This is a genomic window from Shinella yambaruensis, from assembly GCF_050859155.1.
In the GTDB taxonomy this organism is placed as follows: Bacteria; Pseudomonadota; Alphaproteobacteria; order Rhizobiales; family Rhizobiaceae; genus Shinella; species Shinella yambaruensis.
This window is the reverse complement of sequence record NZ_CP150638.1, coordinates 31,800-57,662: the sequence shown is the minus strand read 5'-3', so window position 1 is coordinate 57,662 and position 25,863 is coordinate 31,800. Positions and strand designations below refer to the sequence as shown.

Annotated in this window: 28 protein-coding genes; 8 read left to right on the top strand and 20 right to left on the bottom strand. The window is 66.1% G+C overall.

Features of this window, described 5'->3' with window-relative positions; genetic code table 11:
• The first annotated feature begins 87 nt into the window (after positions 1-87).
• On the top strand, positions 88-1,281 hold the full coding sequence (gene dapE / locus WMC41_RS00280) for a succinyl-diaminopimelate desuccinylase (protein ID WP_432348405.1): 1,194 nt from the start codon (positions 88-90) through the stop codon (positions 1,279-1,281).
• Positions 1,268-1,864 (top strand): hypothetical protein, encoded by a 597-nt coding sequence (locus WMC41_RS00275; RefSeq protein ID WP_288078426.1) that lies wholly within the window; start codon positions 1,268-1,270, stop codon positions 1,862-1,864. The genes dapE and WMC41_RS00275 overlap by 14 nt, the downstream gene beginning before the upstream one ends.
• A gap of 24 nt (positions 1,865-1,888) precedes the next feature.
• On the opposite strand, the gene truA is transcribed toward WMC41_RS00275, so the two are convergent.
• The 3 genes from truA to def form a co-directional block, all read right to left on the bottom strand.
• The gene (truA, locus tag WMC41_RS00270; RefSeq protein WP_432346566.1) at positions 1,889-2,632 is read right to left on the bottom strand and encodes a tRNA pseudouridine(38-40) synthase TruA; all 744 of its coding nucleotides are present in this window, start codon (positions 2,630-2,632) and stop codon (positions 1,889-1,891) included.
• Complete coding sequence (gene fmt / locus WMC41_RS00265) at positions 2,632-3,576, bottom strand: methionyl-tRNA formyltransferase (RefSeq protein ID WP_432346564.1); 945 nt, start codon at positions 3,574-3,576, stop codon at positions 2,632-2,634. The genes truA and fmt overlap by 1 nt, the downstream gene beginning before the upstream one ends.
• Positions 3,577-3,678: 102 nt before the next feature.
• On the bottom strand, positions 3,679-4,203 hold the full coding sequence (def, locus tag WMC41_RS00260) for a peptide deformylase (RefSeq protein WP_244767272.1): 525 nt from the start codon (positions 4,201-4,203) through the stop codon (positions 3,679-3,681).
• Between the two features lie 125 nt (positions 4,204-4,328).
• Here def and WMC41_RS00255 point away from each other — a divergent pair, with 125 nt between their 5' ends.
• The 3 genes from WMC41_RS00255 (at position 4,329) to WMC41_RS00245 (ending at position 9,085) form a co-directional block, all read left to right on the top strand.
• Positions 4,329-5,522 carry a DNA recombination protein RmuC gene (locus tag WMC41_RS00255; RefSeq protein WP_432346563.1) on the top strand — a complete coding sequence of 398 codons (1,194 nt, stop codon included), beginning with the start codon at positions 4,329-4,331 and terminating at the stop codon, positions 5,520-5,522.
• Between the two features lie 44 nt (positions 5,523-5,566).
• Positions 5,567-6,466, top strand: coding sequence for a ribokinase (locus WMC41_RS00250; RefSeq protein ID WP_244767271.1), 900 nt, complete (start codon positions 5,567-5,569; stop codon positions 6,464-6,466).
• Between the two features lie 282 nt (positions 6,467-6,748).
• Positions 6,749-9,085: a methyl-accepting chemotaxis protein gene (locus WMC41_RS00245; protein WP_432346560.1), complete on the top strand. Its 2,337-nt coding sequence runs from the start codon at positions 6,749-6,751 to the stop codon at positions 9,083-9,085.
• A gap of 102 nt (positions 9,086-9,187) precedes the next feature.
• On the opposite strand, the gene WMC41_RS00240 is transcribed toward WMC41_RS00245, so the two are convergent.
• Entirely contained in the window at positions 9,188-9,547 is a 360-nt protein-coding gene (locus WMC41_RS00240) for a hypothetical protein (RefSeq protein WP_288078432.1), read from the bottom strand.
• Complete coding sequence (locus WMC41_RS00235) at positions 9,547-10,488, bottom strand: nucleoside hydrolase (RefSeq protein WP_432346558.1); 942 nt, start codon at positions 10,486-10,488, stop codon at positions 9,547-9,549. Before WMC41_RS00235 ends, WMC41_RS00240 begins: the two co-directional genes overlap by 1 nt.
• 184 nt (positions 10,489-10,672) lie before the next feature.
• On the opposite strand from WMC41_RS00235, the gene WMC41_RS00230 reads away from it, so the two are divergent.
• Positions 10,673-11,104, top strand: coding sequence for an Hsp20 family protein (locus WMC41_RS00230; protein WP_272804241.1), 432 nt, complete (start codon positions 10,673-10,675; stop codon positions 11,102-11,104).
• Between the two features lie 132 nt (positions 11,105-11,236).
• Positions 11,237-11,494, top strand: a complete 258-nt coding sequence (locus WMC41_RS00225) for a DUF1150 family protein (RefSeq protein WP_064332367.1) — start codon at positions 11,237-11,239, stop codon at positions 11,492-11,494.
• 18 nt (positions 11,495-11,512) lie between these two features.
• Here the strand turns inward: WMC41_RS00225 and trmB are convergent, their stop codons facing one another.
• The 15 genes from trmB to trpS all read right to left on the bottom strand — a co-directional run bounded on the left by trmB (position 11,513) and on the right by trpS (position 25,153).
• A complete protein-coding gene (gene trmB, locus WMC41_RS00220; protein ID WP_432346555.1) occupies positions 11,513-12,214 on the bottom strand; it encodes a tRNA (guanosine(46)-N7)-methyltransferase TrmB in 702 nt (233 codons plus the stop codon).
• 7 nt (positions 12,215-12,221) lie between these two features.
• Entirely contained in the window at positions 12,222-13,460 is a 1,239-nt protein-coding gene (gene metK / locus WMC41_RS00215; RefSeq protein ID WP_432346553.1) for a methionine adenosyltransferase, read from the bottom strand.
• A gap of 202 nt (positions 13,461-13,662) precedes the next feature.
• The gene (locus WMC41_RS00210) at positions 13,663-14,082 is read right to left on the bottom strand and encodes a helix-turn-helix domain-containing protein (protein WP_064328645.1); all 420 of its coding nucleotides are present in this window, start codon (positions 14,080-14,082) and stop codon (positions 13,663-13,665) included.
• A 148-nt stretch (positions 14,083-14,230) separates the two neighbouring features.
• Positions 14,231-15,814, bottom strand: coding sequence for an apolipoprotein N-acyltransferase (lnt, locus tag WMC41_RS00205; protein WP_432346551.1), 1,584 nt, complete (start codon positions 15,812-15,814; stop codon positions 14,231-14,233).
• 112 nt (positions 15,815-15,926) lie between these two features.
• Positions 15,927-17,078: a hemolysin family protein gene (locus WMC41_RS00200; protein ID WP_432346549.1), complete on the bottom strand. Its 1,152-nt coding sequence runs from the start codon at positions 17,076-17,078 to the stop codon at positions 15,927-15,929.
• A 9-nt stretch (positions 17,079-17,087) separates the two neighbouring features.
• Complete coding sequence (ybeY, locus tag WMC41_RS00195) at positions 17,088-17,597, bottom strand: rRNA maturation RNase YbeY (protein ID WP_244767262.1); 510 nt, start codon at positions 17,595-17,597, stop codon at positions 17,088-17,090.
• A gap of 17 nt (positions 17,598-17,614) precedes the next feature.
• Positions 17,615-18,667 carry a PhoH family protein gene (locus WMC41_RS00190; RefSeq protein WP_244767261.1) on the bottom strand — a complete coding sequence of 351 codons (1,053 nt, stop codon included), beginning with the start codon at positions 18,665-18,667 and terminating at the stop codon, positions 17,615-17,617.
• A 27-nt stretch (positions 18,668-18,694) separates the two neighbouring features.
• Positions 18,695-20,095, bottom strand: coding sequence for a tRNA (N6-isopentenyl adenosine(37)-C2)-methylthiotransferase MiaB (gene miaB / locus WMC41_RS00185; protein WP_288078442.1), 1,401 nt, complete (start codon positions 20,093-20,095; stop codon positions 18,695-18,697).
• A gap of 56 nt (positions 20,096-20,151) precedes the next feature.
• Complete coding sequence (locus tag WMC41_RS00180) at positions 20,152-20,940, bottom strand: lysophospholipid acyltransferase family protein (protein ID WP_272804235.1); 789 nt, start codon at positions 20,938-20,940, stop codon at positions 20,152-20,154.
• 250 nt (positions 20,941-21,190) lie between these two features.
• Positions 21,191-21,616 (bottom strand): Fur family transcriptional regulator, encoded by a 426-nt coding sequence (locus WMC41_RS00175; protein ID WP_244767258.1) that lies wholly within the window; start codon positions 21,614-21,616, stop codon positions 21,191-21,193.
• Between the two features lie 39 nt (positions 21,617-21,655).
• A complete protein-coding gene (locus WMC41_RS00170) occupies positions 21,656-22,150 on the bottom strand; it encodes a GNAT family N-acetyltransferase (RefSeq protein ID WP_432346545.1) in 495 nt (164 codons plus the stop codon).
• Positions 22,151-22,154: 4 nt separating this feature from the next.
• Positions 22,155-22,802: a tRNA (adenosine(37)-N6)-threonylcarbamoyltransferase complex dimerization subunit type 1 TsaB gene (tsaB, locus tag WMC41_RS00165; protein ID WP_432346543.1), complete on the bottom strand. Its 648-nt coding sequence runs from the start codon at positions 22,800-22,802 to the stop codon at positions 22,155-22,157.
• 30 nt (positions 22,803-22,832) lie between these two features.
• Positions 22,833-23,402 (bottom strand): NifU family protein, encoded by a 570-nt coding sequence (locus WMC41_RS00160; RefSeq protein WP_244767255.1) that lies wholly within the window; start codon positions 23,400-23,402, stop codon positions 22,833-22,835.
• 99 nt (positions 23,403-23,501) lie between these two features.
• Positions 23,502-23,993, bottom strand: a complete 492-nt coding sequence (locus WMC41_RS00155; RefSeq protein ID WP_244767254.1) for a universal stress protein — start codon at positions 23,991-23,993, stop codon at positions 23,502-23,504.
• Between the two features lie 92 nt (positions 23,994-24,085).
• Positions 24,086-25,153, bottom strand: coding sequence for a tryptophan--tRNA ligase (trpS, locus tag WMC41_RS00150; RefSeq protein WP_432346540.1), 1,068 nt, complete (start codon positions 25,151-25,153; stop codon positions 24,086-24,088).
• Positions 25,154-25,386: 233 nt separating this feature from the next.
• Between trpS and WMC41_RS00145 the strand changes: the two genes are divergently transcribed.
• The gene (locus tag WMC41_RS00145; RefSeq protein WP_288078445.1) at positions 25,387-25,860 is read left to right on the top strand and encodes a YcbK family protein; all 474 of its coding nucleotides are present in this window, start codon (positions 25,387-25,389) and stop codon (positions 25,858-25,860) included.
• The last annotated feature ends 3 nt before the right edge of the window (positions 25,861-25,863 follow it).

Genomic DNA, 25,863 nt, shown 5'->3' with positions numbered 1-25,863 from the left:
GCGCGCTTCGGGTGCGCGTGACAGCGCACGGCCGATCGGCTAAATCTCGATTCTCCTTCCTCCCTTTCGTGCCGTGACCGCATGTCCATGACCTCCGCCGATCCGATCGCCAATCTTGCAACGCTCATCCGCTGCCCCTCCGTCACCCCTGCCGAGGGCGGGGCGCTGACGGCGCTCGCCGCCATGCTGCAGCCGCTCGGCTTCACAGTGGAGCGCATGACGGCGCGCGAGCCCGGCATGCCCGAGATCGAGAACCTCTATGCCCGCATCGGCACCGGGGGGCCGCACCTGATGTTCGCCGGCCACACGGATGTCGTGCCCGTCGGCAATGAGGCGGCCTGGACGCATGCGCCCTTCGGCGCCGAGGTCGCCGGCGGCGAGATGTTCGGCCGCGGCGCGGTCGACATGAAGGGCGGCATCGCCTGCTTCGTCGCGGCCGTCGCGCGCCAGATCGCGAAGAACGGTCCGCCGAAGGGTTCGCTCTCCTTCCTCATCACCGGCGACGAGGAAGGCCCGGCAGTCAACGGCACGATCAAGCTGCTGCAATGGGCCGCAGAGCGCGGCGAACGCTGGGATGCCTGCCTCGTCGGCGAGCCGACGAACCCGGACCAGCTCGGCGACATGATCAAGATCGGCCGGCGCGGCTCCGTCTCCGGCACGATCACGGTACATGGCGTGCAGGGCCATGCCGCCTATCCGCACCTCGCCGACAATGCCGTGCGCGGCGTGATCGCGCTCACCGATGCCCTGATGCATCCGCCGTTCGACGCCGGCACGGAGAATTTCCAGCCATCGAATCTGGAGGTAACGACGATCGATGTCGGCAATCCCGCGACGAATGTCGTGCCGGCACAGGCGATCGCCCGCTTCAACATCCGCTTCAACGACAGCTGGACGGCCGAGACCGTGATGGCCGAGATCGTGCGCCGGCTCGATGCCGCCGCGCGCGACGAAAGGCTGCGGCCGGGCCGCCCGCCGCTCCGCTACGACATCGCCTGGGCCGAGCGGCCGAGCCACGTCTTCCTCACCCGCAACGACCGGCTGATCGCCTCGCTGTCAGGCGCCGTCGAAGCCGTGACCGGACGCGCGCCAAAGCTGTCGACGACCGGGGGCACCTCCGATGCCCGCTTCATCAAGGATTATTGCCCGGTCGTGGAGTTCGGCCTCGTCGGACAGACCATGCACATGGTCGACGAGCGGGTGGCGATCGCCGATCTCGAGACGCTGACCGTGATCTACGAGACCTTCCTCCAGCGCTGGTTCGGCGATGCCCGGGCTTGACGAGGTCCTGCACTATCTCACCGGCGTCTTCCTGCTCGTGCGGCAGAAGCAGGAAGGGTTCGGCTGGCTGGACCTGACGATGCGCGGGCTTGTCCGCTCCTTCTGGGCCTTCGCCTGGTGCCTTCCCGCCTTTGCCGTCATCTGGGCATCCTGGCGGCTGTATTTTCTCGGCAGCATGCCGGCGGGAACGCCGGCCGGCCTCTCCTTCTTCGTCAAGCTCCTGGTGATCGACGTGGCGGGCTGGCTGCTGCCGCTCGTGCTTCTGGCGGCGCTCGCGCGTCCGCTCGGCTACGGCAAGCATGTTGCGACCGTGGTGACGGCGAGCAACTGGATCGCCGTGCCCTTCGCGTATGCCGCGGCGATCCCCTTCGCGCTGACGCTGATCCTGCCCACGAGCGCGCCCTTTGCCGGCCTGCTGCTCTATGCGGTCTTCGGCGCCAGCGTCGTGCTGCAGTTCCGCCTCGTGTGGATGTGCGTCGGCAGACAGACGCTGCTCGCCTCGGCCATGACGGCGATCTACGTGCTGCCGCCGATGATCGTCGGGCAGCAATTGCAGCAACTCCTCGGCACGTTGCCGGGCTGATGCGCCTTTCGCCCTCCGGGCCGCCTAGTAGTCGACAGCCATGAAATAGAGCCCGTCCGGCGGCGCCACGGGGCCGCAGGCCTTGCGGTCGCGCGCCTCCAGCGCCGCGCGCACGTCCTGCGGCGTCCACTTGCCCTCGCCGGCCAGCTTCAGCGTGCCGGCGAAGGAGCGGATCTGGTTGTGCAGGAAGCTCTGCGCCGAGACGCGCATCTCGATCAGGTCGCCGCTGCGCGTCACGTCCAGTCGGTCGATGGTGCGCACGGGGCTGTTCGCCTGGCACTGGGCGGCACGGAAGGTCGTGAAGTCGTGCCTGCCGACGAGCATCTGCCCGGCGGCATGCATCACCTCGTGGTCGAGCGCCCTGGCGACGAACCAGGCCCGGTTCGCCTCCAGCGCCAGCGGCGCGGGGCGCGAGATGATGCGGTAGAGATAGTGCCGCTTCACCGCCGAGAAGCGGGCGTCGAAATCGTCGGGCACCGCCGCCGCATCGAGGATCGCGATCCGCTCGCCGGCCATGCCGAGATGGGCGTTGAGCGCGTTGCGCAGCGTGTGCTCCTTCCACACCCGGGAAAGGTCCGCATGGGCCACCTGCCCCATGGCATGCACGCCCGAATCCGTGCGCCCCGCGCCGCGGATCGAGACGGTCTCGCCCGTGAGCGACAGGATGGCCGCCTCGATGGCGCCTTGCACGGAGTGCCCGTTGTCCTGCCGCTGCCAGCCGACATAGGGCGTGCCGTCATATTCGATGCGGAGGCGGTAGCGCGGCATCAGCCGATGACCTGGCCGGCTGCGACGGGCGTGCCGCGTAGGAAATCGGCCGCGTCGAGCGGCTTGCCGCCCGCCTTCTGCAGGCGCACGAGCCGGACCGCCCCGCCGTCACCGCAGGCGACCGTGAGCCGGTCGTCGAGAACCGTGCCGGCGGCTTTCGCCGTGGTTTCACCGGACGGCGCGCTCGCCAGAACCTTCACCCGCTCCGGCTTGCCGCCGACCGGCAGCTCGAACCAGGTGCCGGGGAAGGGCGAGAGGCCGCGGATATGGTTGTGCACGTCCCCGGCGGGGCGGGAAAAATCGACGCGGGTCTCGGCCTTGTCGATCTTGGCCGCGTAGAGCACGCCCTCCTCCGCCTGCGCGGTCAGCGGCAGGTCGCCGGCTTCGAGCTTCGCCATGGCTTCCACCATCAGGGCGCCGCCCGCCTGCATCAGCGTATCGTGCAACTCACCGGCCGTCATGGTGTCGCCGATCACCACGCGATGGGTCAGCGCGACCGGGCCGGTGTCGAGGCCCTTCTCCATCTGCATGACCATCATGCCGGTTTCCGCGTCCCCCGCCATGATCGCCCGCTGGATGGGCGCTGCACCGCGCCAGCGCGGCAGCAGCGAGGCATGGCCGTTGTAGCAGCCGAGCCGGGTGCCGGTAAGGATCGCCTCCGGCAGCAGGAGGCCATAGGCGACGACGACGGCGACATCCGCCTTCAGCGCGCGAAAGGCCGCGCGGTCGGCCTCCTCGCGGAAATTGAGCGGGGTGAAGACGGGAAGCCCGAGCCTTTCCGCCGCCTGGTGCACCGGCGACTTCACCAGTTCGAGGCCGCGGCGGCCGGCCGGGCGCGGCGGCTGCGAATAGACGGCGACGATCTCGTGGCCGGCCTCCGCCAGCGCCTCAAGCGTCGGAACGGAGAAATCCGGCGTGCCCATGAAGATGATGCGAAGGGCCATCGGTCAGCCTCCAGGAAAGTGGTTCCAGCAAAAGCGCGAAGCGGGCTTTGCGGCCGGAATTGCATGAAACAAAGCCCGGGCGGCAAGCGCCTGGTTGTCGCCTCAGAGCGCCTTGCTGCCGCGCAGCTTCGCCGCCTTGGTGAACTTGCGGATCACCATTTCGCGCTTCAGCTTGGAAATGTGGTCGATGAACAGCACGCCGTTCAGGTGATCGATCTCGTGCTGCAGGCAGGTCGCCAGCAGGCCGTCGGCCTCCGTCAGCTGCTCCTTGCCGTCGCGGTCGAGATGCTTGACGGTGATGGCGGCGGGGCGCTCGACCTCGGCATAATAATCCGGGATCGACAGGCAGCCCTCCTCATAGACCGAGCGGGCATCCGAGGCGGAGACGACTTCCGGATTGATGAAGACGAGCGGCTTCTTGTCCTCGCCCTCCTTCGAGACGTCGAGCACCAGCATGCGGCGCGCGACGCCGATCTGGATCGCGGCAAGGCCGATGCCCGGCGCATCGTACATGGTTTCCAGCATGTCGTCGGCGAGTGCCTTCACCTCGCTGTCGACGGTCTCGATGGGCTTCGAAACCTGGCGGAGGATCGGATCGGGAAGGATAATCAGCGGCTTGATGGTCATCTCGCCTCCTTAGCGCGGTTTTTTGACGCTTTCAATCGGCTTCGACCGCCGCCAGCGTGGCATGTCCTGCGCATCTGTTCACGTTATGATCTGGTTTCCGCCGCAATCCGTGTTATGGTCGCGGCATGATCGATCCGACCTTTGACATGCTGCTCGCCTCCCTCCTTGCCCGGCTCGGCGGCCCCGGCCCGGCGTTCGTGCTGCTCGCCGCCGTGCTGATCGCCGTCTTCGGCCTGCTTTCGGCCCGCCGCAGCCAGGCGCGCCAGCGCGAGGCGTCGGCGATGGCGGAGCTGCGCTTTGCCGAACTCCTGAAGGCACAGACGGAAATGCAGGGACGCGTCGCCGCCATGGCCGACGTCTTCGGCTCGAAGCAATCGGAGACGAACCAGGCGATCAATGCCCGGCTCGACGGCCTGACGCAGCGGATCGGCCAGTCGATCTCCGAGCAGACCCGCAACACGCACGAGAACCTCCGCCGCCTGCAGGAGCGGCTTGCCGTGATCGACAATGCGCAGAGCAACATCCAGTCGCTGGCGAAGGACGTGGTCGGCCTCCAGGCGATCCTCTCCAACAAGCAGACGCGCGGCGCCTTCGGCCAGTCGCGCATGGAGACGATCATCGCCGACGCCATGCCGCCCGGCGCCTACCAGTTCCAGGCGCAGCTTTCCAACGGCGTCAGGCCCGACTGCACGATCCGCATGCCGAACGGCCAGCCGCCTCTCGTCGTCGATGCGAAATTCCCGCTGGAGGCGTGGAATGCGCTGTCGGACGGGCGCTCTCCCGAGGCTGCCAAGCTCGCGGCACAGCAGTTCCGCCGCGACATGGAGACCCATATCCGCGATATCGCCGAAAAATATCTCCTCGCCGGCGAGACGCAGGACACCGCCTTCCTCTTCGTTCCCTCCGAATCGATCTTCGCCAGCATCCACGAGAATTTCGAGGCCATCGTGCAGCGGGCGCACAGGGCGCGCATCGTCATCGTCTCGCCGTCGCTGCTCATGCTCTCCGTGCAGGTGCTGCAGGCGCTTCTGAAGGACCAGCGCATGCGCGAGCAGGCCCATGTCATCCAGGGCGAGGTTGCCCGGCTGATGGACGATCTGACGCGGCTCGACGACCGGGTACGCAAGCTTTCCGGCCATTTCACCGCCGCGCAGAAGGATGTCGACCTCATCCTGACCTCGACGGAGAAGCTCACCCGGCGTGGCGCGCGCATCGGAGACATGGAATTCGAAGCGGCATCGGCGCTTTCCGCGCCTGCGGAGGCGGCCGTCGAGGCTCGGACGGGGCAGCTTCGGCTGAGGGTGGTTGACGAGGACTGACCGCCTCGGGCAGTGTCCGGCGGAAACGACAAGGGGCACCTCTCATGATCACCGTCTTCGGCTCCATCAACATGGACCTCATCGCCACGCCAGAACGCCTGCCGAAGCCGGGCGAGACGGTGATGGGCAGCAGCTTCACCACCGCCGCCGGCGGCAAGGGCGCCAACCAGGCGCTCGCCGCCCGCCGCGCCGGCGCGATCGTGCGCATGGCCGGCGCCGTCGGCGACGACCGGCTGGGCAGCCAGGCGCTGGCACTGCTCGCCGACGCCGCCGTCGATCTCAACGGCGTGCGCTCCGCCGCCGAGGCGACCGGCACGGCCCATATCCTCGTCGACGACGAAGGCGAGAACGTCATCGTCGTCGTGCCGGGCGCCAACGGCACCGTCAGCGAGGAGGATGCGAAGCGCACCGTCGGCGGCATGACGCGCGGCGACTACCTGATGCTGCAGTTCGAAATCCCCAATGCCGCCATCGAGGCCGCGCTCGTCAGCGCCAAGCAGAAGGGCGTCATCTCGATCGTCAACATCGCGCCCTTCAGCGCCGATGCCCGTCGCCTCGGCGCGATGGCCGATATCCTCGTCGCCAACGAAACGGAATTCGACCTCTTCGTCGGCAAGGGCGAACTCTCTGACGAGGCGCGCGAGACGACCATGCGCACGCTGCATGCCGGCAGCGGCCAGACGATCATCGTCACGCTCGGCGCCGACGGCGTCGTCGCGATCCGCAGGAACGAGATTTTCCGCGCCGCCGGCCTCAAGATCGAGCCCGTCGACACGGTGGGTGCGGGCGACACGTTCTGCGGTTACCTCGCCGCCTCGCTCGATGCCGGGCTCGGCTTCAAGGAGGCGCTGCGCCGCGCCGCCGTCGCCGGATCGCTCGCCTGCTTGAAGCCCGGCGCCCAGCCCTCCATCCCCTTCGCCCCCGCCGTCGACGCCGAAATCTAAACGGTGGCGTGGCCGCGCTGCCCGCCGGATTTCGCAATTGACACATCGGGCGTCGCATTGGCTGCGACGCCCGAGAAATCAGCCGGTTGCGCCAAGAAGTGGCGGCGACGCTTGGCTATTTATTAATATTTTATGGGTTACTGAAATCTTCAGATTCCGGCCCTTGAGACCGGCCATCTCTGGCGCTGGTTGCGCGCCGTGCCCTCCATGATGGAGCCCCCCCGCAAACGACTGTGCTCCTCCGCGGTGCCCGCCGCGGACGTCTCTCATCGTGAGGTTTTTATGTTCAAGTTCCAGGCCAAGTCGCTTGCGACGAAGCTCATCGCGGTCACCGGCGGCACCATCGCCCTGGTAATGCTCGCCTCCAACACCGTACTCATCGGCCAGACGCAGAGCCGCGTCGCCGCCCTCGTCTATTCCGAAGCCGATACCGAGGCGAAGGCGATCGCCGCCGACATCGCGACCGATATCGGCCAGCTCGCCAGCGCCGCGCGCTCCATGGCAGGCGTGATCGAGCAGGGTCATGCGGGCGGGCACTTCGACCGCAAGGAAGTCGTGGATATCATCAAGGCGAACGCGGAAAAGAACAGCTTCGCGCTCGGCAGCTGGTTTGCCGAGGAGCCGAACGCCTTCGACGGCAAGTCGCGCGAGACGGCCGAACAGCTGGAAACCGGCACGTTCAAGGACGGCTCGTTCAACCCGTACTGGACGAAGCGCAAGGATGGCTCCATCGCGCTCTCCACCTTCGAATCCGACTACAAGGCCGAATGGTATTCGCTGGCCGCCGGCAGCGGCAAGGGCGCCATGAGCCAGCCCTACAAGGAAAGCTCGACCGGCGAAGGCTTCACCATGGCCTCCATCGCCTTTCCGGTCGCCCCGGGCGGCAGGCTGATCGGCGTCACCGGCGTCGACGTTTCCCTGAAGACGCTGAACGAGAAGCTCAGCCAGCTGAAGCCCTTCGGCGAAGGCCGCGTCATGCTGCTGTCGCAAACCGGCAAGTGGATCGTTGCGCCGAACGCAGATCTCCTGATGACGGACTATGACGGCGGCGGCGCCGACATCATCAAGGAGGCGCTTGCGACGGGCAAGACCGGCCGTATCGAAAACCTCTCCTTCGACGAGCTCGCCGCCTTCGACCGCGTCGTCTATCCCTTCGCGCTGCCGGACATCAACACGACCTGGGTCGTGCTGGTCGACGTGCCGCGCGCCGCGATCAACGCTCCGGTCGACGACCAGACTCGCATGATGATCCTCGGCGGCCTGATCGTTCTCGGCGCCGTTCTCGCCGGCCTCTACTTCGCCGTGCGCTTCTTCGTGCAAAAGCCGCTCGCTGGCCTCGTTTCCGGCGTCGCGACGCTCAGCAGCGGCGTCTATACCCAGCCGATCGCGGGCCAGGAGCGCTCGGACGAGACCGGCTCGGTCGCCAAGGCGCTGGAAGGGTTCCGCCACCAGCTCGCCGACACTAAGCGCCTCGAAACCGAGGCCGACAACCAGCGCCAGCTGACCGAGGCCGAGCGCAACCGCTCGGAAGCCGAGCGCGCGGAATCGAGCGCCCTCCAGCGCGACATCGTCGCCCGCCTCGGCGACGGCCTTGCCCAGCTTTCCTCGGGCAACCTGACCTTCCGTCTCTCCGGCGATTTCCCGGGCGAATACGGCAAGCTCAAGAACGACTTCAACTCGGCGATCGCCAGCCTCGAGGAGACGATCCAGACGGTCAATGCCTCGGTCGGCAATATCGGCGGCGGCACGGGCGAGATCTCCAAGGGCGCGGCAGATCTCTCGCACCGCACCGAACAGCAGGCGGCTAGCCTGGAAGAGACGGCGGCCGCCCTCGACCAGCTCACCTCGCAGGTCAATTCCAGCGCGGAAAACGCCCGCGTCGCCGCCAAGTCGGTGGAAACGGCCAGCGACGACGCCAGCAAGTCCGGCGAGGTCGTGCAGAAGGCGATCGGCGCCATGCACGGCATCGAGCACTCCTCGCGCGAGATCTCCAACATCATCGGCGTGATCGACGACATCGCCTTCCAGACGAACCTGCTGGCATTGAATGCCGGTGTCGAGGCCGCCCGTGCAGGTGAAGCCGGCAAGGGTTTTGCCGTCGTCGCCCAGGAGGTGCGCGAGCTTGCCCAGCGTTCGGCCAATGCCGCCAAGGAGATCAAGACACTGATCAACACCTCCGAGGTGCAGGTCCGCGAGGGCGTCGATCTCGTCGGCAAGGCCGGCAGCGCGCTGGAGAACATCGCCGAGCAGGTCATCCAGATCAACGGCCTCATCCGCCAGATCTCCTCATCCGCCTCCGAACAGGCCGTCGGCCTCAAGGAGATCAACGCGGCCGTCAACCAGATGGACCAGGTGACGCAGCAGAACGCCGCGATGGTGGAGGAGACCACCGCCGCCTCCATGGCGCTGAACGACGAAGCCCAGACGCTGAAGTCGCTCGTCGCCCGATTCCGCGCTGGAAACGCCGCCGTGACCGCTGCCCAGCCCGTGCAGCAGGCGACCCGCCGCGACGTCCAGCCGCAGCGCGCCACCTACCAGGCGCCGCGCGCCACGGCCCGCGCCATGCCGCAGGTCGCCGGCAACACGGCGCTGGCGCAGGACGACTGGGAAGAGTTCTGAGACGGACCGAATGACGAAAAAGGCCGGCGGAGACGCCGGCCTTTTTGTTTTGGGGAGGAACGGATTGCAGGCGGATGACGGGAACAGCCGTGCCGGCAAGGGCTATGTCCGCTCCGTCGGCTTTGCCTGGAGCCGGCCGCGGGAGCGCGAACGGCTGGCGCTGGCGAGGCGCTGCGAAGCCTCCTTCAGTTCCAGGTCGGAAAACAGGCCCCGGTATTCGGGCCGCAGCATCAGCGCCTCCATGGAAAGCTCGGGCTTGCCCGCGTCGAGCAGCCGTTCCAGCCCGGTTGTGCCGGGCTTGAAGACGAGTTCCTTCGCCGCCGCCACGCCGCCGTTGAGCAGCACGAAGCGGCGCAGGAGGACCGGGCGGAAGCCGAGCGCCGCGAAGCGGTCGTAAAGACCCATCATTTCCGTGTGGAAACGACCTTCGGCGCCCGGCCCGGCGCTGCGGGGGCCGCGCATCAGAGACGGCCGACGCGCTCGGCGAGAAGCGCGAAGAAGCCGTCGGCATCGACATCCTTCATCACCCGCGCATTGTGCTTGCGGCCGGTGACCTGCCACCAGTCGACCACCGTCATGCCTGTCGTGAGCGGCGAGGCGGTCTCGATCTCCACATTGCAGTCGCGGCCGGAGAACAGCTCCGGCTTCAGGAGATAGGCGATGACCGTCGGATCGTGCAGCGGGCCGCCGTCGGAGCCGTATTTCTCCACGTCGAAGCGCTCGAAGAAATCCAGCATTTCGACGAGGGCCTTGGCGGGCCGGCTGCCGATCTCGCGCAGACTGGCGACACGGCTCTTCAGCGTCAGCACCTTGTGGGTGACGTCGAGCGGCATCATGACGATCGGGATGCCGGACTTGAAGACGGCGGCAGCCGCTTCCGGATCGACATAGATGTTGAATTCTGCAGCCGGCGTGATGTTGCCGCCCTCGAAGAAGCCGCCGCCCATCATGACCAATTCGCGCACGCGGCCGGCAATATCCGGCGCCTTCTCCAGTGCCGTCGCGATGTTCGTCAGCGGGCCGAGCGTGCAGAGCGTCACCGTGCCGGCCGGTTCGCGCCGGAGCGTCTCGATGATGAAGTCCACGGCATGCCGGGCCTCCAGCGGCATCTGTGGCTCGTGCAGTTCCGGGCCGTCGAGGCCGGTCTTGCCATGGACATGCTCGGCGGTGACCAGCGGGCGGGCGATCGGCCTGTCGGCGCCGGCATAGACCTTCACGTCGGTCCGCGAACAGAATTCCAGGATGATGCGGGCATTGCAGGAGGTGCGCGCCAGCGGCACGTTGCCGGCGACGGTGGTGATGCCGAGGATGTCGAGTTCCGGGCTGCCGAGCGCCAGCATGATCGCGGCCGCATCGTCCTGGCCGGGATCCGTGTCGATGATGATTTTCCGTGGCTCAGACATGCCGTCTCCGTTTCCTCGCTGGTTCTGTTCTTGGCCCGCGTCGCGCAGGCGAAGCGGCGACTATATTTGCGAAATCGCCATTCGCAAGCGTCTTGCGCCCTGCGCCGGCAATCCCCATATTGCAGCCATCGGGATGCCGAGGTCGGGTCCCGCCGAAGTCGCTTGAAAGCCAAGGACTAGACGCATGTCACGCATGACCCCTTTCACGAGCCCGCTGCTCCTGGGCTTCGACGCCATGGAAAAGACCCTTGAGCGCATCGCTAAGGGCAATGATGGCTATCCCCCGTACAATATCGAGCGGCTGCGGCCGAACGGCGAGACAGGCGCACCGGAACGGCTGCGCATCACCCTTGCCGTCGCGGGTTTTTCCGAAGACGAGCTCGATGTGACGACGGAGGAAAACCAGCTCGTCATCCGCGGCCGCCAGGTCGACAGCGGCGAGCGGGACTATCTCTACCGCGGCATTGCGGCCCGCCAGTTCCAGCGCACCTTCGTGCTTGCCGACGGCATGCGCGTTTTGGGAGCGGAGCTGAAGAACGGCCTGCTCGCGGTCGACCTCGTGCGGCCCGAGCCTGTGCGAATGGTAAAGAAAATTAACATTTCCGTATCAGACTAGATCATGAGCCGTTCCTGCGGGAACACCCGCCGGAACGTTTCAAGCGTAACCTGATCGCCTGACGTACCGATGGGCCATGGTGGCCATGGACGTCCGGTGGCCGGCCCTGCCGGCATTGCCATGGAGGCAAAGATGGGACTGAAGACTGTAACCCCCACCGTTTCGAAGGCGGATCTTGCACATCTCGGCGCCGGCGAAGTCGGCTACATCCGGAAGATGAAGGCCGACGAAGTCTCGCGCGTCTTCCCGGAAGCGCCGGAAATCGACCCGAGCCTGGATCTGTGGGCCCTGTTCGGCGCCGACGGCACGCCGATCCTCCTGACGGACAACCGTTCGAGCACCTTCTACAAGGCGGCCGAGGACGACCTGCGCACCGTCAGCCTGCACTGATGCCGGAAAAGCCTTCCGTCAAAGACGGCGGAAGGTGAGATAGGCCGACTTGCGGCCCTCGCGCTTGGCCTTGGCCTCGTAGCGCGTGCCCGGCCAGCCGGCAAACGGCGTCAGCCAGTCGACCGCGTTTTCGGCGGTCCACACGAAAGCGGGATGAGACCCGCAGTGCATCAGCGTCCAGTTGACATAGGTGTCGATGTCGGACGCGAAGCAGAAGAGCCCGCCGGGCTTCAGCACCCGGGCAAAGCGGTCGAGATTGACCTTCGAGACGAACCGCCTCTTCCAGTGCTTCTTCTTCGGCCACGGATCCGGATAGAGCAGGTCGATCTGATCGATCGAGGCCGCCGGAAGCCAATCCAGCAGCGCCGTCGCATCGTCGTCATAGAGCCGGATATTCTTCGCGCCCGTTTCCTCCACGCTGCCGATCAGCTTCGCCATCGAATTGACGAAGGGCTCGACACCGATGAAGGCGGTATCGGGCGCTTCCTGCGCGCGACGGATGAGGTGCTCCCCGCCGCCGAAGCCGATTTCGAGGCGTGTCCGGGCTGGCGAGAAATCATAGAGCGCCGCAATGTCCGCCGGCGCCGGGGCCGATAGATCGACCTTCAGCACCGGCAGCACGGTCTCGAGATGCTGCGCCTGCCGCTCCCTGAGCGGTTTTCCCTTGCGGCGACCAAAGAAGGCTTCGCTCGCGCGGCTGCGGCGCTCTGCATCCGTCATGCCGGCCTCAGTTCTTCAACGCTTCCTTGAGGGCCTTGACGAGGTCGAGGCGCTCCCAGGAGAACGAGCCGTCGCGGCCGGCCTTGCGGCCGAAATGACCGTAGGCGGCCGTCTTGGCATAGATCGGCTTGTTGAGGTCGAGGTGGCGGCGGATGCCCGACGGCGACAGGTCCATGACCTTGCGGATCGCGGCCTCGACGGCGTCTTCGCTCACCTTGCCCGTGCCGTGCAGGTCGACATAGACCGAGAGCGGCTGGGCGACGCCGATGGCGTAGGAAAGCTGGATCGTGCAGCGGTCCGCGAGGCCGGCGGCAACGACGTTCTTGGCGAGGTAGCGCGCGGCATAGGCAGCGGAACGATCGACCTTGGTCGTGTCCTTGCCGGAGAAGGCGCCGCCGCCATGCGGGGCCGCGCCGCCATAGGTGTCGACGATGATCTTGCGGCCGGTGAGGCCGGCATCGCCGTCCGGGCCGCCGATGACGAACTTGCCGGTCGGGTTGATGTACCAGGAGCAATCATCGGCGATCTTCAGGCCGTTCAGCGCCTCGCGGATATAGGGTTCCACGACCTCGCGGACCTTCTTTGAATCCCAGCTGTCATCGAGATGCTGCGTGGACAGCACGATGGAGGCGACATCGGCCGGCTTGCCATCGACATAGCGCACGGTCACCTGGCTCTTGGCGTCCGGACCGAGCTTGCCGGCATCGCCCTCGCCCTTCTTACGGGCTTCGGCGAGAAGCTGGAGGATGCGGTGCGAATAGTAGAGCGGCGCCGGCATCAGCTCGGTGGTTTCGCGGCAGGCGTAGCCGAACATGATGCCCTGGTCGCCGGCGCCCTCGTCGCCCTGCTTGTCGGCAGCGTTGTCGACGCCCTGGGCGATGTCGGCGGACTGGGAATGCAGCAGCACGTCGATCTTCGCTGTCTTCCAGTTGAAGCCGTCCTGCTCGTAGCCGATGTCGCGGATCGCCTTGCGGGCGGCCGACTTGAACTTGGAGGGGTTGATGACGTCGTTGCCGTCCTTGTCCTTCTTCAGCAGGCTCGGCGGCAGGCGCACTTCACCGGCGATCACCACGCGGTTGGTCGTCGCAAGCGTCTCGCAGGCAATACGGACCGACCACGGATCGACTTTCGACTTCACGGCTTCGCGGTAGACCAGATCGACGATTTCGTCGGAGATGCGGTCGCACACCTTGTCCGGATGACCCTCGGCGACGGACTCGCTGGTGAAGAGATAGCTGCTGCGCATGCGGGAATTCCCCTCAAAGAAATGGACTTCGACGTTGTTATTCAGTTCGCGGAGGAAAAACAAGCGCAGAAGGACATAAGAATATGTTTATGTCCCGGCTTTCCGGGTGTCTTGCCGCAGTCGCCGCGGGCGCGACACAAGCGTGCGCAAATGAAAAGCGGCCCCGTAGGACCGCCTTTTTCTTCCAGATCTCACGCGGAGATCACTCGAGTTCGGCCTCGGCGGCAAGCGCCTTGACGAGGTCCACGAGCTTGCGGCGGACCTTGGGATCGCCGATCTTGACGAAGGCCCGGTTGAGTTGGAGCCCTTCGGAGGAGGACAGGAAGTCGACCACGTAGTTGGAGCTCGACGCTTCGGCAAAGCCCGCCTGGGCGTCCGCCTGTTCACCCGGCGCATCCTCGAAGAAGAAGGAGACGGGCACGTTGAGAATGCTCGAAATGTTCTGCAGGCGGCTAGCGCCGACGCGGTTCGTGCCCTTCTCGTATTTCTGGATCTGCTGGAAGGTGATGCCGAGGCTTTCGCCCAGCTTCTCCTGACTCATGCCGAGCATGGTCCTGCGAAGCCGGATCCGGCTACCGACGTGAATATCAATCGGATTCGGCTTCTTCTTGTTTTCCATCATCAATGTGTCCTAACGCGCAGAAATGGCCCCACCCTGCCGGCAGCCTTAACGAAAACTTAACGCCACGTTGTATGCGCAAACCCTGAAGGTCACCACAATACAGGAGAACCGCCGGCGGCGTGCACTATGCTATTTTAGGGGTTTTTGGTCAATTCGTCCTGTTTCTAAAACCAATGCTAGAAATGCCCGCCATTGCGAAGAGAACGCCGAGAACAATCAGAAACGACCAATTCTGCTGCTTTGCCCGGTCTGCAGCCGCAAATCTTCCCGGGAGAGTTGCATCGACAAAACCCGGGACATCATGGGCAAGGCCTTCCACCACCCTGCCCTTCGCATCGACCACGGCGGAAATACCGTTGTTGGCGGCGCGAATCAGTGGCAGGCCGCGTTCGACGGCGCGCAGCCTTGCCTGCTGGAAATGCTGGTAGGGGCCGGGCGTCCTGCCGAACCAGGCATCGTTGGTGACATTCAGCAGAGCGGCGGCCATGTCCGCCGATCCGTTGATCTCGGAGGGGAAGATCGCCTCGTAGCAGATCAGCGGATAGAGACCCTTGCCGAGCGCATTCAGGAGCTGGTGCTCGCGGGCAGCGGAAAAGCCGCCCGGCATGGCGACGGCATCCACGCCGAGGCTCTCGAAAATCTCGGCAAAGGGCATGTATTCGCCGAAGGGAACGAGATGCACCTTGTCGGCCGCGCCGGTGATCTGACCGCGGCCGTCGATGGCGTAGATGGAGTTGTAGTAGCGCGGCGCCTTGCCGGAACCGGCGCTTTCGGTGCGCACGGCGCCGGCGATCAGCGCCTGGTCGTCCTCCAGCACGGCCGCGATGCGCACCAGCGCATCCGGATTGTCGGTGAGGATGAAGGGAATGGAGGTCTCCGGCCAGACGATGATGTCGGGCCTCCTGCCGCCCGCCGCCGGACTTGCGGCGCTCAGCGCCAGATGCTGCTCGAAGATCTCGGCGCGGGCGCCGTCGTCGAGCTTTAGCGCCTGGTCGATCACCGGCTGGACGAGGCGGATGACGGTCGCCTCGTCTTCCGGTGCCGGCACGCTGTTCAGGGCATAGTAGCCGTAGCCGAGCTGGGCCGCGAAGAGCAGGACGGCGAGCGAAAGGCCAGGCCCCCGGCCGCGCCGCGTACCGATCAATGCCGGCGCGGCGAAGACGAAGACGGCAAGCGCATTCATGCCGGCAATGCCGACGACGCCGGCCGCTTGCATGAGCAGCGGCACGGGCATCGCGCCGTAGCCGACGGCATTCCAGGGAAAGCCGGTGAAGAGCGTGCCGCGCAGCCATTCGCCAATGCCGAAGGCGAAGGCGAGCGCGGCGATGCGGCCCATGCCGTCCGACCAGAGGAGGCGGGCGAGCGCGGCCGCAAGACCGTAGTAGAAAGCAAGGAAGGCAGGCAGGCCGAAGACGGCAAGCGGCAGCGCCCAGGCAAAGGCATCCGCCTCGACGAGCAGCGCATTGCCGAGCCACCACAGCCCGCCGACGAAGTAGCCGAAGCCGAAGAACCAGCCGATGCGGAAGGCAGGCGCCAGGCGCCGCAGGAAACCGGCCTCCGGCGCGGCGCTGGCGCCGTCGAGCAACCAGACGAGCAAGGTAAAGGAGACGAACAGCGCTGCGAAGAAACCGAAGGGCGGCAGCGCCAGCACCCCGATCAGGCCCGCAAGAAATGCCAAAAGCGCCCGTCTCGTCCCAGACAGGAGCATGACCCTGCCCGCAAGCCGCTCCATGCCGTCCCCTTCATGTCCCCGAATCAGCCGCGCCAGTCTTCCAAAAAACCAGCGCCTTGTCCCGCGTCACGGCGGCACAAGGCGCAGATCATTTTTCAAGGGGGCCGTCCGCCTATTCGGCGTTCGCCCCGTCGTTCTGCTGTTCCGGCAGTTTCGGCCGGTCGCCGGCAAGGGGCAGGCCCTCGCCCTCCGGCTTGCGCTCGCGGCGGCGGACGGAGCCGGCGCGCTTGCGCGTGACGCGTACCCGCTTGACGCGGCGCGGATCGGCGTCGAGAACGTGGAACTCGAAGCCCGGCACCGCCTGCACCACCTCGCCCCGCACCGGGATGCGGCCGAGCGAGGCGAAGATCAGGCCGCCGAGCGTATCGGCGTCTTCGAGCTGCTCGCGAATGTCGAAATCCGGGCCGATGGCTTTCGCCAGCTCCTCCAGCTCGACGCGGGCGTCGGCGATGAAGACATCGTCGCTGACGCGCTGGATCATGGCCTCCTCGTCGTCGTGCTCGTCCTCGATGTCGCCGACGACCATCTCGACGATGTCCTCCAGCGAGGCAAGACCGTCCGTACCGCCATATTCGTCGATGACGAGGGCCATCTGCGTGCGGTCGGCCTGCATGCGCGCCATCAGGTCGGCGGCGAGCATGGAGGGCGGCACGAAGAGAACCTGGCGGATGATGCCGGCTTCGGCGACGGTCTTCGACAGATCGACACGGCCGAGGTCGAATTCGGCCTTCGGCGTGCGGGTCGGCTTCTCGCCATTGGCGGGAGCCGGTTTTGCACTGGTGCGGCGCTTGTTGCGGGCCTGCTTGGTGACATAGGCGAGCAGGTCGCGGATATGGACCATGCCGCGCGGATCATCGAGGCTCTCATTGTAGACCGGCATGCGCGAGCGGCCGGAATCCTCGAAGATCACCATCAGCTCGGCGATCGTGATGTCCTGGTCGACGGCCTCGATATCGGCGCGCGGCACCATGACGTCCTCGACCCGCACCTCGCGGAAGCGAAGAATGTTGTGCAGCATCGCCCGCTCTTCGGGCAGGAAGGTCGGCTCGCCGCCACTCTCTTCCGTCATCAGGGCGTCGGCGAGGTCCTTGCGCAGGCTGGAGGCACCCGTCATGCGCCAAAGCCGTGCGGCGCGGGACCAGAAGGATGTCCGGCCCCCGCTTTCCTGCTTCGGCGCGCTGCTACTACTGCCCGCCTCGTCCTGACTTGAGGCGTCCGCCTCACTCTTTTCCGTTTCTACGGACTGGTTTCTAAAGTCGCTCATTGGTCCAAACTATTCATCGGGGTCATCCCCGTACGGGTCAGATAGGCCAAGCTCGGCAAGAATGCGAGTCTCCAGCCCCTCCATTTTTTCCGCTTCCTCGTCGTCCATGTGATCATAGCCGAAGAGATGCAGAAATCCATGCACCAGCAGGTGCGTGAGATGATCGTCGAAAGACTTGCCGAGATCCGCCGCCTCGCGGGCCAGCGTTTCCTCGGCAAAAATGATATCGCCGAGCATCGGCCCCGGCATTTTTCCGGGCGTCAGCGGAAAGGCCGGGAAGGACAGGACATTGGTCGGCTTGTCCTGGCTGCGCCATTGCGCGTTGATGCCGCGGATCTCCCCGTCGCTGGTGAAGACGAGGGAGACCTCCGGGGCGCCCGTCTTCGGGAAGGGCTGCCTTTCCTCCCGCCGGAGGAAACCTGCGGCCGCGCCGAGCGCACGTTCGCTGATCTCGCGCAGGCGCTCTTCCGAAGGCCATGCGCCGTCTTCGACGGAAATCTGGATATCGAGTTCGCTCATCAGAATTTTGAGCCGCCTCAGCGGTCCATCTGCTCGCTTTCGTCCTGCACCGCCGTCTGGGCTTCATAGGCCCGGACGATGCGGGCGACCATCGGGTGGCGCACGACATCGGCGTCCTTGAAGCGGACGACGGAAACGCCCTCGACGCCCTTGAGGATCTGCAGCGCTTCGACAAGGCCCGACTTGACGCCACGCGGCAGGTCGACCTGGCTCGGATCGCCCGTGACGATCATGCGGCCGTTTTCACCCAGACGCGTCAGGAACATCTTCATCTGCATGGAGGTCGTGTTCTGCGCCTCGTCGAGGATGACCGCGGCGTTGGCGAGCGTGCGGCCGCGCATGAAGGCGAGCGGCGCGATCTCGATGACGCCGGCGGTGATGGCGCGTTCGACCTTGTCGCCCGGCATCATGTCGTAGAGCGCGTCATAGAGCGGACGCAGATACGGATCGACCTTCTCCTTCATGTCGCCGGGCAGGAAGCCGAGACGCTCGCCGGCCTCGACGGCCGGACGCGACAGGATGATGCGGTCGACTGCGCCGCGCTCCAGGAGCTGGGCGGCATGGGCGACGGCGAGATAGGTCTTGCCCGTGCCGGCCGGGCCGACGCCGAAGACGAGCTCGGACCGCTCCAGCGCGCGGATATAGGTATCCTGCATCGGGGTACGGGCAACGATGGTCTTCTTGCGGGTGGAGATCTGCGACATGGTGAGCTTGGCCTTGCGCTCCATCGTCGGCAGGGAAAGCTGGTCGTCCGCGGCGATCGCCATGCGGATCGCGCCCTCCACGTCGGAAAGCTCGATCGAGCCTCCCTTCTGAAGCCGGTCGTAAAGGTAATCGAGGGCGTGGCGGGCCTGGTTGGTCGCCACCACGTCGCCGGAAATGGAGATGGAATTGCCCCGCGCGCGCGCATCGATGCCGAGACGCTGCTCCAGCAGCTTCAGGTTCTGGTCGAACTGGCCAAACAGCTCGCTTGCGTATCGATTGTTCTCGAAGGTCAGCACGAAGTGATTGGCGTCGGTCTCTTTTTTCGACTGGCGCGGCGATGACGTCGTCAATTCGTGTCCGTTCAAGCGGTCAGGCTCCTTGCGATCCGCCCGTCAACCGATCGCTTGCGCGAAAAGGCTGTTGGGCCCGGTATCGGTGATTCGTACCCGGATAATGTCACCGATTTCAGACGCTTTTGCATCAACATTCACAGGCTGCAGCCAAGGCGAGCGGCCGACGAGCTGGCCGGGCATGCGGCCGGGCTTCTCCAGGAGCAGGTCGATCTCCTTGCCGACGCAGCCGCGCGCGAATTCGCGCTGCTGCTGAAACAGCAAAGCCTGCAATCTTTCAAGGCGTTCCGACTTCACGTCTTCCGCGACGTGGCCGTCCATCTCCGCGCCGGGCGTGCCCGGCCGTATGGAATACTTGAAGGAAAATGCCTGTGCATAACCGACCGTCTCGATGAGGCGCATCGTGTCCTCGAAGTCCCGGTCGCTCTCGCCGGGGAAGCCGACGATGAAATCGCCCGAGATCGCCAGTTCCGGCTGGACGGCGCGGATGCGCTCGATGAGGGCGATATATTCGGCCGCCGTATGGCGCCGATTCATCGCTTTCAGGATGCGGTCGGAGCCCGACTGGACCGGCAGGTGCAGATAGGGCATCAGCGCCGGCAGGTCGCGATGGGCTTCGATCAGGCGGTCGTCCATGTCGCGCGGGTGGCTGGTCGTATAACGCAGGCGCGCGAGGCCCTTGATGCCGGCGAGCCGGTAGAGGAGGTCGCCAAGGCCCCATTCGCGGCCGTCCGGACCGAGGCCATGCCAGGCGTTGACGTTCTGGCCGAGCAGGGTGATCTCGCGCACGCCTCCTTCGACAAGGCGCTCGGCCTCCGAGACGATCTGCGAAACCGGGCGCGAGACTTCCGAACCGCGCGTATAGGGCACCACGCAGAAGGTGCAGAACTTGTCGCAGCCTTCCTGCACCGTCAGGAAGGCGGTGACGCCGCGGGCCCGGGTCTTCGCCTTTTCCGGCGCGGGAAGATGCTCGAACTTGTCCTCGATGGCATAGTCCGTCTCGACGACGCGCTCACCGCCCTTGGCACGGCGCAGCGCGTCCGGCAGGCGGTGATAGGTCTGCGGGCCGACCACCAGGTCGACTGCCGGCGCGCGGCGCAGGATTTCCCTACCCTCGGCCTGGGCGACGCAGCCGGTGACGCCGATCACCATTTCGCGGCCGTCCTTGGCGCGCGCCTTCTTCATCTCGCGCAGGCGGCCGAGCTCGGAATAGACCTTTTCCGCCGCCTTCTCGCGGATATGACAGGTGTTGAGGAGAACGAGGTCGGCCTCCTCCAGGACGTCCGTCGCCTGGTAGCCGTCCTTCGACAGCGCATCCGTCATGCGGTCGCTGTCATAGACGTTCATCTGACAGCCGTAGGTCTTCACGAAGACCTTGCGGGTGTTCGAACGCGCGTTCGGCGTGGCGCCGGCTTCGGGCGGAAGGAGGGATTGTTCGCTCATGGCCGCTTCCATAGTGGAAAAGCCCCGGAAAATGAAGCCCTGTCACGTTCCCCGGACTATCGGCCGCGCAGGCGCGCGCCCAGCATGGCGCGAATGCGTGCCTCGACCGTGCGGCTAACCTGCTTGCGGTTGCTGCTGCGGGAATAGTCCACCCGCTCGCCGAAATCGACATCGACATCCACCGCCCCCTCGCGCGCGACGCCGAGGAGATGCGGCAGGAGCTCGATATCGCCCGGCCAGGCGGCGAGCGGTCGATGGAAGCGCCCCATGGCCATGCCGTGCACGCCGGTATAGGCGATCGAGACCGGCTGGATATGCACGACACCGCCCGGCGCGTGCGGCACCGCGGAGGCGGCCGCGCCGAAGAGCGAGGTCTTGATCTCCAGCAAGCGGTTGCCGTCCGAGGTCGTGCCCTCCGGAAAGAGCACGACGATCTCGCCGGCCGTCAGCCGCCGCGCGATCTCGTCGACCTGGTCGCCGGTCTTCCGGCGCTGGTCGCGTTCCACGAAGATCGTCGCCTGGAGGCGGGCGAGGATGCCGAAGACCGGCCAGCCGCGCACCTCGGATTTGGCGATGTAGACCACATCGGCCACCGAGCCGAGCACCAGGATGTCCTTCCAGGAGACATGGTTGGAGGCAAGCAGCAACGGTCGTTTCGCCTCCAGCGTGCCATGCACCCGCACCCGGAGGCCGAGCACCCAGCAGGCGACACGATGCCAGAGGCGCGGCAGACGGCGGCGGACTTTCAGATTGAAGCGCAGGCCGACGAGCTGGACGGGCAGCAAGACGGCCGTCACCGCGCTGAGCACGAGGAAAGCCACGGCGAGACGCAGCCAGACGATCAAAGGGGCACCGGTCGCTGGGCGAAAACCGGCCTTGATGAAAGGTGGCTTCCCCCCTCTGCCCTGCCGGGCATCTCCCCCTCAAGGGGGGAGATTGGATGGGGGATCGTTTCCCCCCTCTCCAGCGGTGCTGATTGAGCGAAGTTTTCGCGTCTTGTCGATCTCCCCCCTTGAGGGGGAGATGCCCGGCAGGGCAGAGGGGGGTGCCGCGGTACCGGATGCGACAGCCTGAAGCGAACGGTCATGGGCCGCCTCACTCGCCCTCCTTGAGCGGAATGCCGTAGAGTTCGAGGCGGTGGTCGACCAGCTTGAAGCCGTGCTCGCGCGCGATGCGCTCCTGCAGGGCCTCGATCTCCGGCGAGTGGAACTCGATGACCTCGCCGCTCTTCAGGTCGATCAGGTGGTCGTGGTGCTCGTCCGGCACGGTCTCGTAGCGCGAGCGGCCGTCGCGGAAATCGTGGCGCTCGATGATGCCGGCATCCTCGAAGAGCTTGACCGTGCGGTAGACGGTGGAGATGGAAATGCGCGAATCGACGGCCGACGAACGGCGATAGAGCTCCTCCACGTCCGGGTGATCGGCCGAGGCCTCCAGCACGCGCGCGATCACGCGGCGCTGCTCGGTCATGCGCATGCCGCGCTCGACACAAAGCTCTTCCAGCGATTTCTCGACATCCGACATGCGATCCAGCCCTCTTCCGTTCAACCTCCCGATAGGGGACTAACGAAGATCGCGCCGCAAGACAAGCGCCGTGGACCTGTGGCCGTCGGCGGCGACATAATAGGCCTTGCGCTCGCCGACCTTCACAAAGCCGAGCTTGGCATAGAGCCCGCGAGCCGCGACATTGCCCTCGTCGACCTCCAGGAAAATGTCTTCGGCGCCGCGCATCTTGGCCTCGCGCAGTGCCGCCTGCATCAGCCGCCAACCGAGGCCCGCGCGGGAAAACCGCTCGTCGACGCCGATCGTCAGGATCTCCGCCTCCCCGGCCGTGGCCCGGGCCAGCACGAAGCCGCCGGCCATGCGGCCGTGCGCGCCCTCCCTCAGCGCAAGGAAGCCGTAGACCGGCTCCTGCAGCAGCAGCGAATGGAACTCGCCGTCGTTCCACGGCTGGGGAAAACGCGCGCGATGCAGGCCCGCCGCAATGCCGGCATCGGCGGTTTCCAGCGGGAAGATGTCGAAGGCAGGCTTGCGGGTGAAATAGTCGGTCAGGGACATGCCGTCATGCCCTCTTGATCGCGAAACCCGCCTGCGGCTTGGCATCGGGACCGCGCAGATAGAGCGGCTTGGGCGGATGGTCCGCCGGGTCGAGGCCGGCACCGAGGCGCGCGACGGTGGCGATGGAAACGCCGTCGCCGCCCTGCGGCGCGCCATCGAGCAGGAGCGCGGCCGCCGAGCCGGCAATCGCCCCGTCATGCCCCGCCGCGAGCGTTCGCGCCGCGTCCAGGGCAGCGATCGCGGGCGGCGACAGCGCGCTGCCATCGGCGGCGAAGCGCTGCCAGTAGACCTCGTCCCGCTTGGCGTCCATTGCGACCAGCAGCGGCACGGCGGTCCGATGGTCGGCGGCGAGCGCCGACAGGGTGGAGACGCCGACGGCAGGAATGCCGAGCGCCAGCGCAAGGCCGCGTGCCGCCGCGACGCCGACGCGGATGCCGGTGAAGGAGCCGGGGCCGATAGTGACGGCGATCCGATCGATATCCTTGAGCGTGAGGCCGGCGGCATCGAACGCCGCATCGACGAATTCCATCAGCCGCTCGGCATGGCCACGGCCGATATCGGCGCCGGCGGCGCCGAGAATCCTGTCCTCGTCGGGGTCATAGAGCGCCGCATGGCAACCCGTGCCGGCCGTATCGATCGCAAGCACGATCATGCCGGGCACCGGGGCATTGCGGGGCAGGCCTTACATGACGGCTTCAACTTCCTGCACTTCCGGTACGAAATGGCGAAGGAGGTTCTGCACGCCGTGCTTCAGCGTCGCCGTTGAGGACGGGCAACCCGAGCAGGCACCCTTCATGTTGAGATAGACGACGCCGTCGCGGAACCCCTTGAAGGTGATGTCGCCGCCGTCCTGGGCCACGGCCGGACGCACGCGGCTGTCGAGCAGCTCCTTGATGGTGGCGACGATCGTCTCGTCACCCTCGTCGAAGAATTCGCCCTCGTCGGTCTCGTTGCCGCCGAGCGCGCCGCTCGCCATGACCGGCTGGCCGGACATGAAGTGTTCCATGATGTTGCCGAGGATCGCCGGCTTCATGTGCTGCCAGTCGGCGCCGTCCTTGGTGACGGTGATGAAATCATAGCCGAGGAACACGCCCGTGACGCCGGGGACGGCGAACAGGCGTGCCGCCAGGGGCGAAGCCGCGCGCGCTTCCGTCTCGTCGCGGAACTCTGCCGTACCGGTTTCCAGAACCACCTTGCCCGGCAGGAATTTCAGGGTCGCCGGGTTCGGCGTCGCTTCGGTCTGGATGAACATCTTTCTCTCCGTGCGGCCGGGCGCTCGCCGATCGGCCAGAATATTTAGAATAATTCAAAAGAAGATAGGCGTTTCCGCGCCTTTCTTCAAGACTGGAGATCAGCTCAGCGCGTCCAGTTCCTCGTCGGACAGCGAATCCGGAATGACCGTCACCGGAATCGGAAAGGCCTGGCCGCGGCTGGCAAGCGAGGAGACGAGCGGCCCCGGCCCCTCCTTGGCGGAACCGGCCGCCAGCACGAGGATCGCGACGTCCCGGTCCTCCTCGATCAGCCCGTTGATCTCTTCGCTGGCGACGCCCTCGCGGATCACCGTTTCCGGCTCGATGCCGACCGATTCGCGCAAGGCCTGCGCCGCCTTCGCCAGCACGGCCTCCGCTTCCTCGCGCGCTTCGGCCCGCATGATCTCCTCGACGCCCAGCCATTGCTGGAAATCGCCATTGGCGATCACGTAGAGCAGGACGACGCCGCCATTGGAGTTCTTCGCCCGCATTCCCGCATAGTGGACGGCGCGCTGGCATTCCGGCGTGTCGTCGATGACCGCCAGGAATTTCCGGCGGTGGCCTTCAAGGCGGGAAAGTCGTCGAGAAACCATACGGCCTCATCATCTCCAGGTGCTGCGCAATTCCGCACGCAAACCGCTGCACACTTCTGCCGGGATTTGCGCCGGGACGTTTCGAGGCGACCTTACTGCACAAAACCGATGATGTCGCGAACTTCCTTCATGGTTTTTTCGGCCCGCGCCCGCGCCCTTTCGCCGCCATCGCGCAGGATGGCGTCGATATGGCTCGTGTCGTCCATCAGGCGGCGCATCTCGTCGGTGATGGGCGAGAGGACGTTGACGGCGAGGTTGATGAGCGCCGGCTTGAAGACGGAGAACTGCTGGCCGCCGAACTCGGCGAGGATCTCCGCCTTGGACTTGTCGGAGAGCGCGGCATAGATGCCGACGAGGTTCTCCGCCTCCGGGCGGCCCTTCAGGCCCTCGACTTCGCCCGGCAAGGCATCCGGATCGGTCTTGGCCTTGCGGATCTTCTTGGAGATCGTGTCGGCATCGTCCGTGAGGTTGATGCGCGAAAGGTCGGAGGCATCCGACTTCGACATCTTCTTGGTGCCGTCGCGCAGGCTCATGACGCGCGGTGCCGGGCCGCCGATCAGCGGCTCGACCATCGGGAAATAGGCATGCACCGGCTCCTCGCCGACGACGATGTCGACGCCGGTGCCGGCCTTGCGGATGTGGCTGCCGAAATCGATGTTGAACTTCTGCGCGATGTCGCGGGTCAGCTCCAGGTGCTGCTTCTGGTCGTCGCCGACCGGCACATGGGTGGCGCGGTAGACGAGGATGTCGGCGGCCATCAGGCTCGGATAGGCAAGCAGCCCCAGCGAGACCTGCTCGGCATTCTTGCCGCCGGCCTTGTCCTTGAACTGGGTCATGCGCTCCATCCAGCCGATGCGCGCCACGCAGTTGAAGATCCAGGCGAGCTCGGCATGCTGCGGCACGGCCGACTGGTTGAAGACGATATGCTTCTTCGGGTCGATGCCGGCGGCGATGAAGGCCGCGGCGATCGAGCGGATCTGGCCGCGCATGTCGTCGTGCACGAGCTGCGCGGTGATCGCGTGCAGGTCGACGACGCAGTAGATGCAGTCGTTGTCGGCCTGCAGCGCGACGAACTTGCGGATCGCGCCGAGATAGTTGCCGAGATGGAGGTTGCCGGTCGGCTGCACGCCGGAGAAGACGAGGGGCTTGAATGCGCTCATGGCGATATCCTTCAGGCGGGTGGAAGGCCTGGTTCCGTTGTTGTCGTGGCGCCGCTTATGCACGGCGCGGGGGCGGCGATCAAGACCGCAGCAGCGCCGCCCGGTTGCCACGTCTCATCAGAAACTCCTCATAAATGACACTTTCCGGTTCTTATCTCCGGGCGGGGGCAGGGACCGTCGGATTTCGACAGGCCGCGTTTCGACGCAAAGGCGCAGACCGGAGGGCGTGTGCCATGCGAAAGAGCTGTTCGACCGTGCTTGCCTGCATGATCGCGCTGACGTCGTTCTTCGCGAGCGAAGCCATGGCGAGCGGACGGCACAAGCACGCCGCAAGAATCGAGAAGGGCGCGGCAAAGATCTACGCCGTGCAGACGCCGCGCGTGCGGCACCGATGTTTCCCCGGCAAGCTGCGGGCAATCCTTCTCCATATCGCCCGGCAGGTCGGGCGACGGCCGCTCGTCACATCCGGCCACCGCTCCGCCGGCCGGAGGGGATCGCTGCATCGAAAATGCCTCGCTGCCGATATCCGCGTGCAGGGCGTGCCGGTGAAGCGGATCGTCGCCGCAGCAAGGTCCGCGCCGGCTATCGGCGGCGTCGGCACCTATTGCAACGGCATCGTGCATGTCGATGTGGGGCCGAGGCGCAACTGGCATCATTGCGGCGGGCTGGCGCGCCTTGCAAGACGCGCCCGGCTCGCGGCGCGCTGAGGC

Coding starts and splice junctions, on each gene's coding strand:
- miaB (WP_288078442.1), bottom strand. CDS start 20,095: ATGAGCGAACAATCCCTCCTTCCGCCCGAAGCCGGCGCCACGCCGAAC.
- WMC41_RS00200 (WP_432346549.1), bottom strand. CDS start 17,078: ATGAGCGACTTTAGAAACCAGTCCGTAGAAACGGAAAAGAGTGAGGCG.
- WMC41_RS00160 (WP_244767255.1), bottom strand. CDS start 23,402: ATGTTCATCCAGACCGAAGCGACGCCGAACCCGGCGACCCTGAAATTC.
- trmB (WP_432346555.1), bottom strand. CDS start 12,214: ATGACGGATGCAGAGCGCCGCAGCCGCGCGAGCGAAGCCTTCTTTGGT.
- WMC41_RS00225 (WP_064332367.1), top strand. CDS start 11,237: ATGGGACTGAAGACTGTAACCCCCACCGTTTCGAAGGCGGATCTTGCA.
- WMC41_RS00250 (WP_244767271.1), top strand. CDS start 5,567: ATGATCACCGTCTTCGGCTCCATCAACATGGACCTCATCGCCACGCCA.
- def (WP_244767272.1), bottom strand. CDS start 4,203: ATGACCATCAAGCCGCTGATTATCCTTCCCGATCCGATCCTCCGCCAG.
- ybeY (WP_244767262.1), bottom strand. CDS start 17,597: ATGAGCGAACTCGATATCCAGATTTCCGTCGAAGACGGCGCATGGCCT.
- WMC41_RS00145 (WP_288078445.1), top strand. CDS start 25,387: ATGCGAAAGAGCTGTTCGACCGTGCTTGCCTGCATGATCGCGCTGACG.
- WMC41_RS00275 (WP_288078426.1), top strand. CDS start 1,268: ATGCCCGGGCTTGACGAGGTCCTGCACTATCTCACCGGCGTCTTCCTG.
- WMC41_RS00175 (WP_244767258.1), bottom strand. CDS start 21,616: ATGTCGGATGTCGAGAAATCGCTGGAAGAGCTTTGTGTCGAGCGCGGC.
- WMC41_RS00155 (WP_244767254.1), bottom strand. CDS start 23,993: ATGGTTTCTCGACGACTTTCCCGCCTTGAAGGCCACCGCCGGAAATTC.
- WMC41_RS00245 (WP_432346560.1), top strand. CDS start 6,749: ATGTTCAAGTTCCAGGCCAAGTCGCTTGCGACGAAGCTCATCGCGGTC.
- WMC41_RS00230 (WP_272804241.1), top strand. CDS start 10,673: ATGTCACGCATGACCCCTTTCACGAGCCCGCTGCTCCTGGGCTTCGAC.
- WMC41_RS00240 (WP_288078432.1), bottom strand. CDS start 9,547: ATGCGCGGCCCCCGCAGCGCCGGGCCGGGCGCCGAAGGTCGTTTCCAC.
- tsaB (WP_432346543.1), bottom strand. CDS start 22,802: ATGATCGTGCTTGCGATCGATACGGCCGGCACGGGTTGCCATGCGGCG.
- truA (WP_432346566.1), bottom strand. CDS start 2,632: ATGCCGCGCTACCGCCTCCGCATCGAATATGACGGCACGCCCTATGTC.
- dapE (WP_432348405.1), top strand. CDS start 88: ATGACCTCCGCCGATCCGATCGCCAATCTTGCAACGCTCATCCGCTGC.
- metK (WP_432346553.1), bottom strand. CDS start 13,460: ATGCGCAGCAGCTATCTCTTCACCAGCGAGTCCGTCGCCGAGGGTCAT.
- WMC41_RS00255 (WP_432346563.1), top strand. CDS start 4,329: ATGATCGATCCGACCTTTGACATGCTGCTCGCCTCCCTCCTTGCCCGG.
- WMC41_RS00170 (WP_432346545.1), bottom strand. CDS start 22,150: ATGTCCCTGACCGACTATTTCACCCGCAAGCCTGCCTTCGACATCTTC.
- lnt (WP_432346551.1), bottom strand. CDS start 15,814: ATGGAGCGGCTTGCGGGCAGGGTCATGCTCCTGTCTGGGACGAGACGG.
- fmt (WP_432346564.1), bottom strand. CDS start 3,576: ATGGCCCTTCGCATCATCTTCATGGGCACGCCGGATTTCTCCGTTCCG.
- WMC41_RS00235 (WP_432346558.1), bottom strand. CDS start 10,488: ATGTCTGAGCCACGGAAAATCATCATCGACACGGATCCCGGCCAGGAC.
- trpS (WP_432346540.1), bottom strand. CDS start 25,153: ATGAGCGCATTCAAGCCCCTCGTCTTCTCCGGCGTGCAGCCGACCGGC.
- WMC41_RS00210 (WP_064328645.1), bottom strand. CDS start 14,082: ATGATGGAAAACAAGAAGAAGCCGAATCCGATTGATATTCACGTCGGT.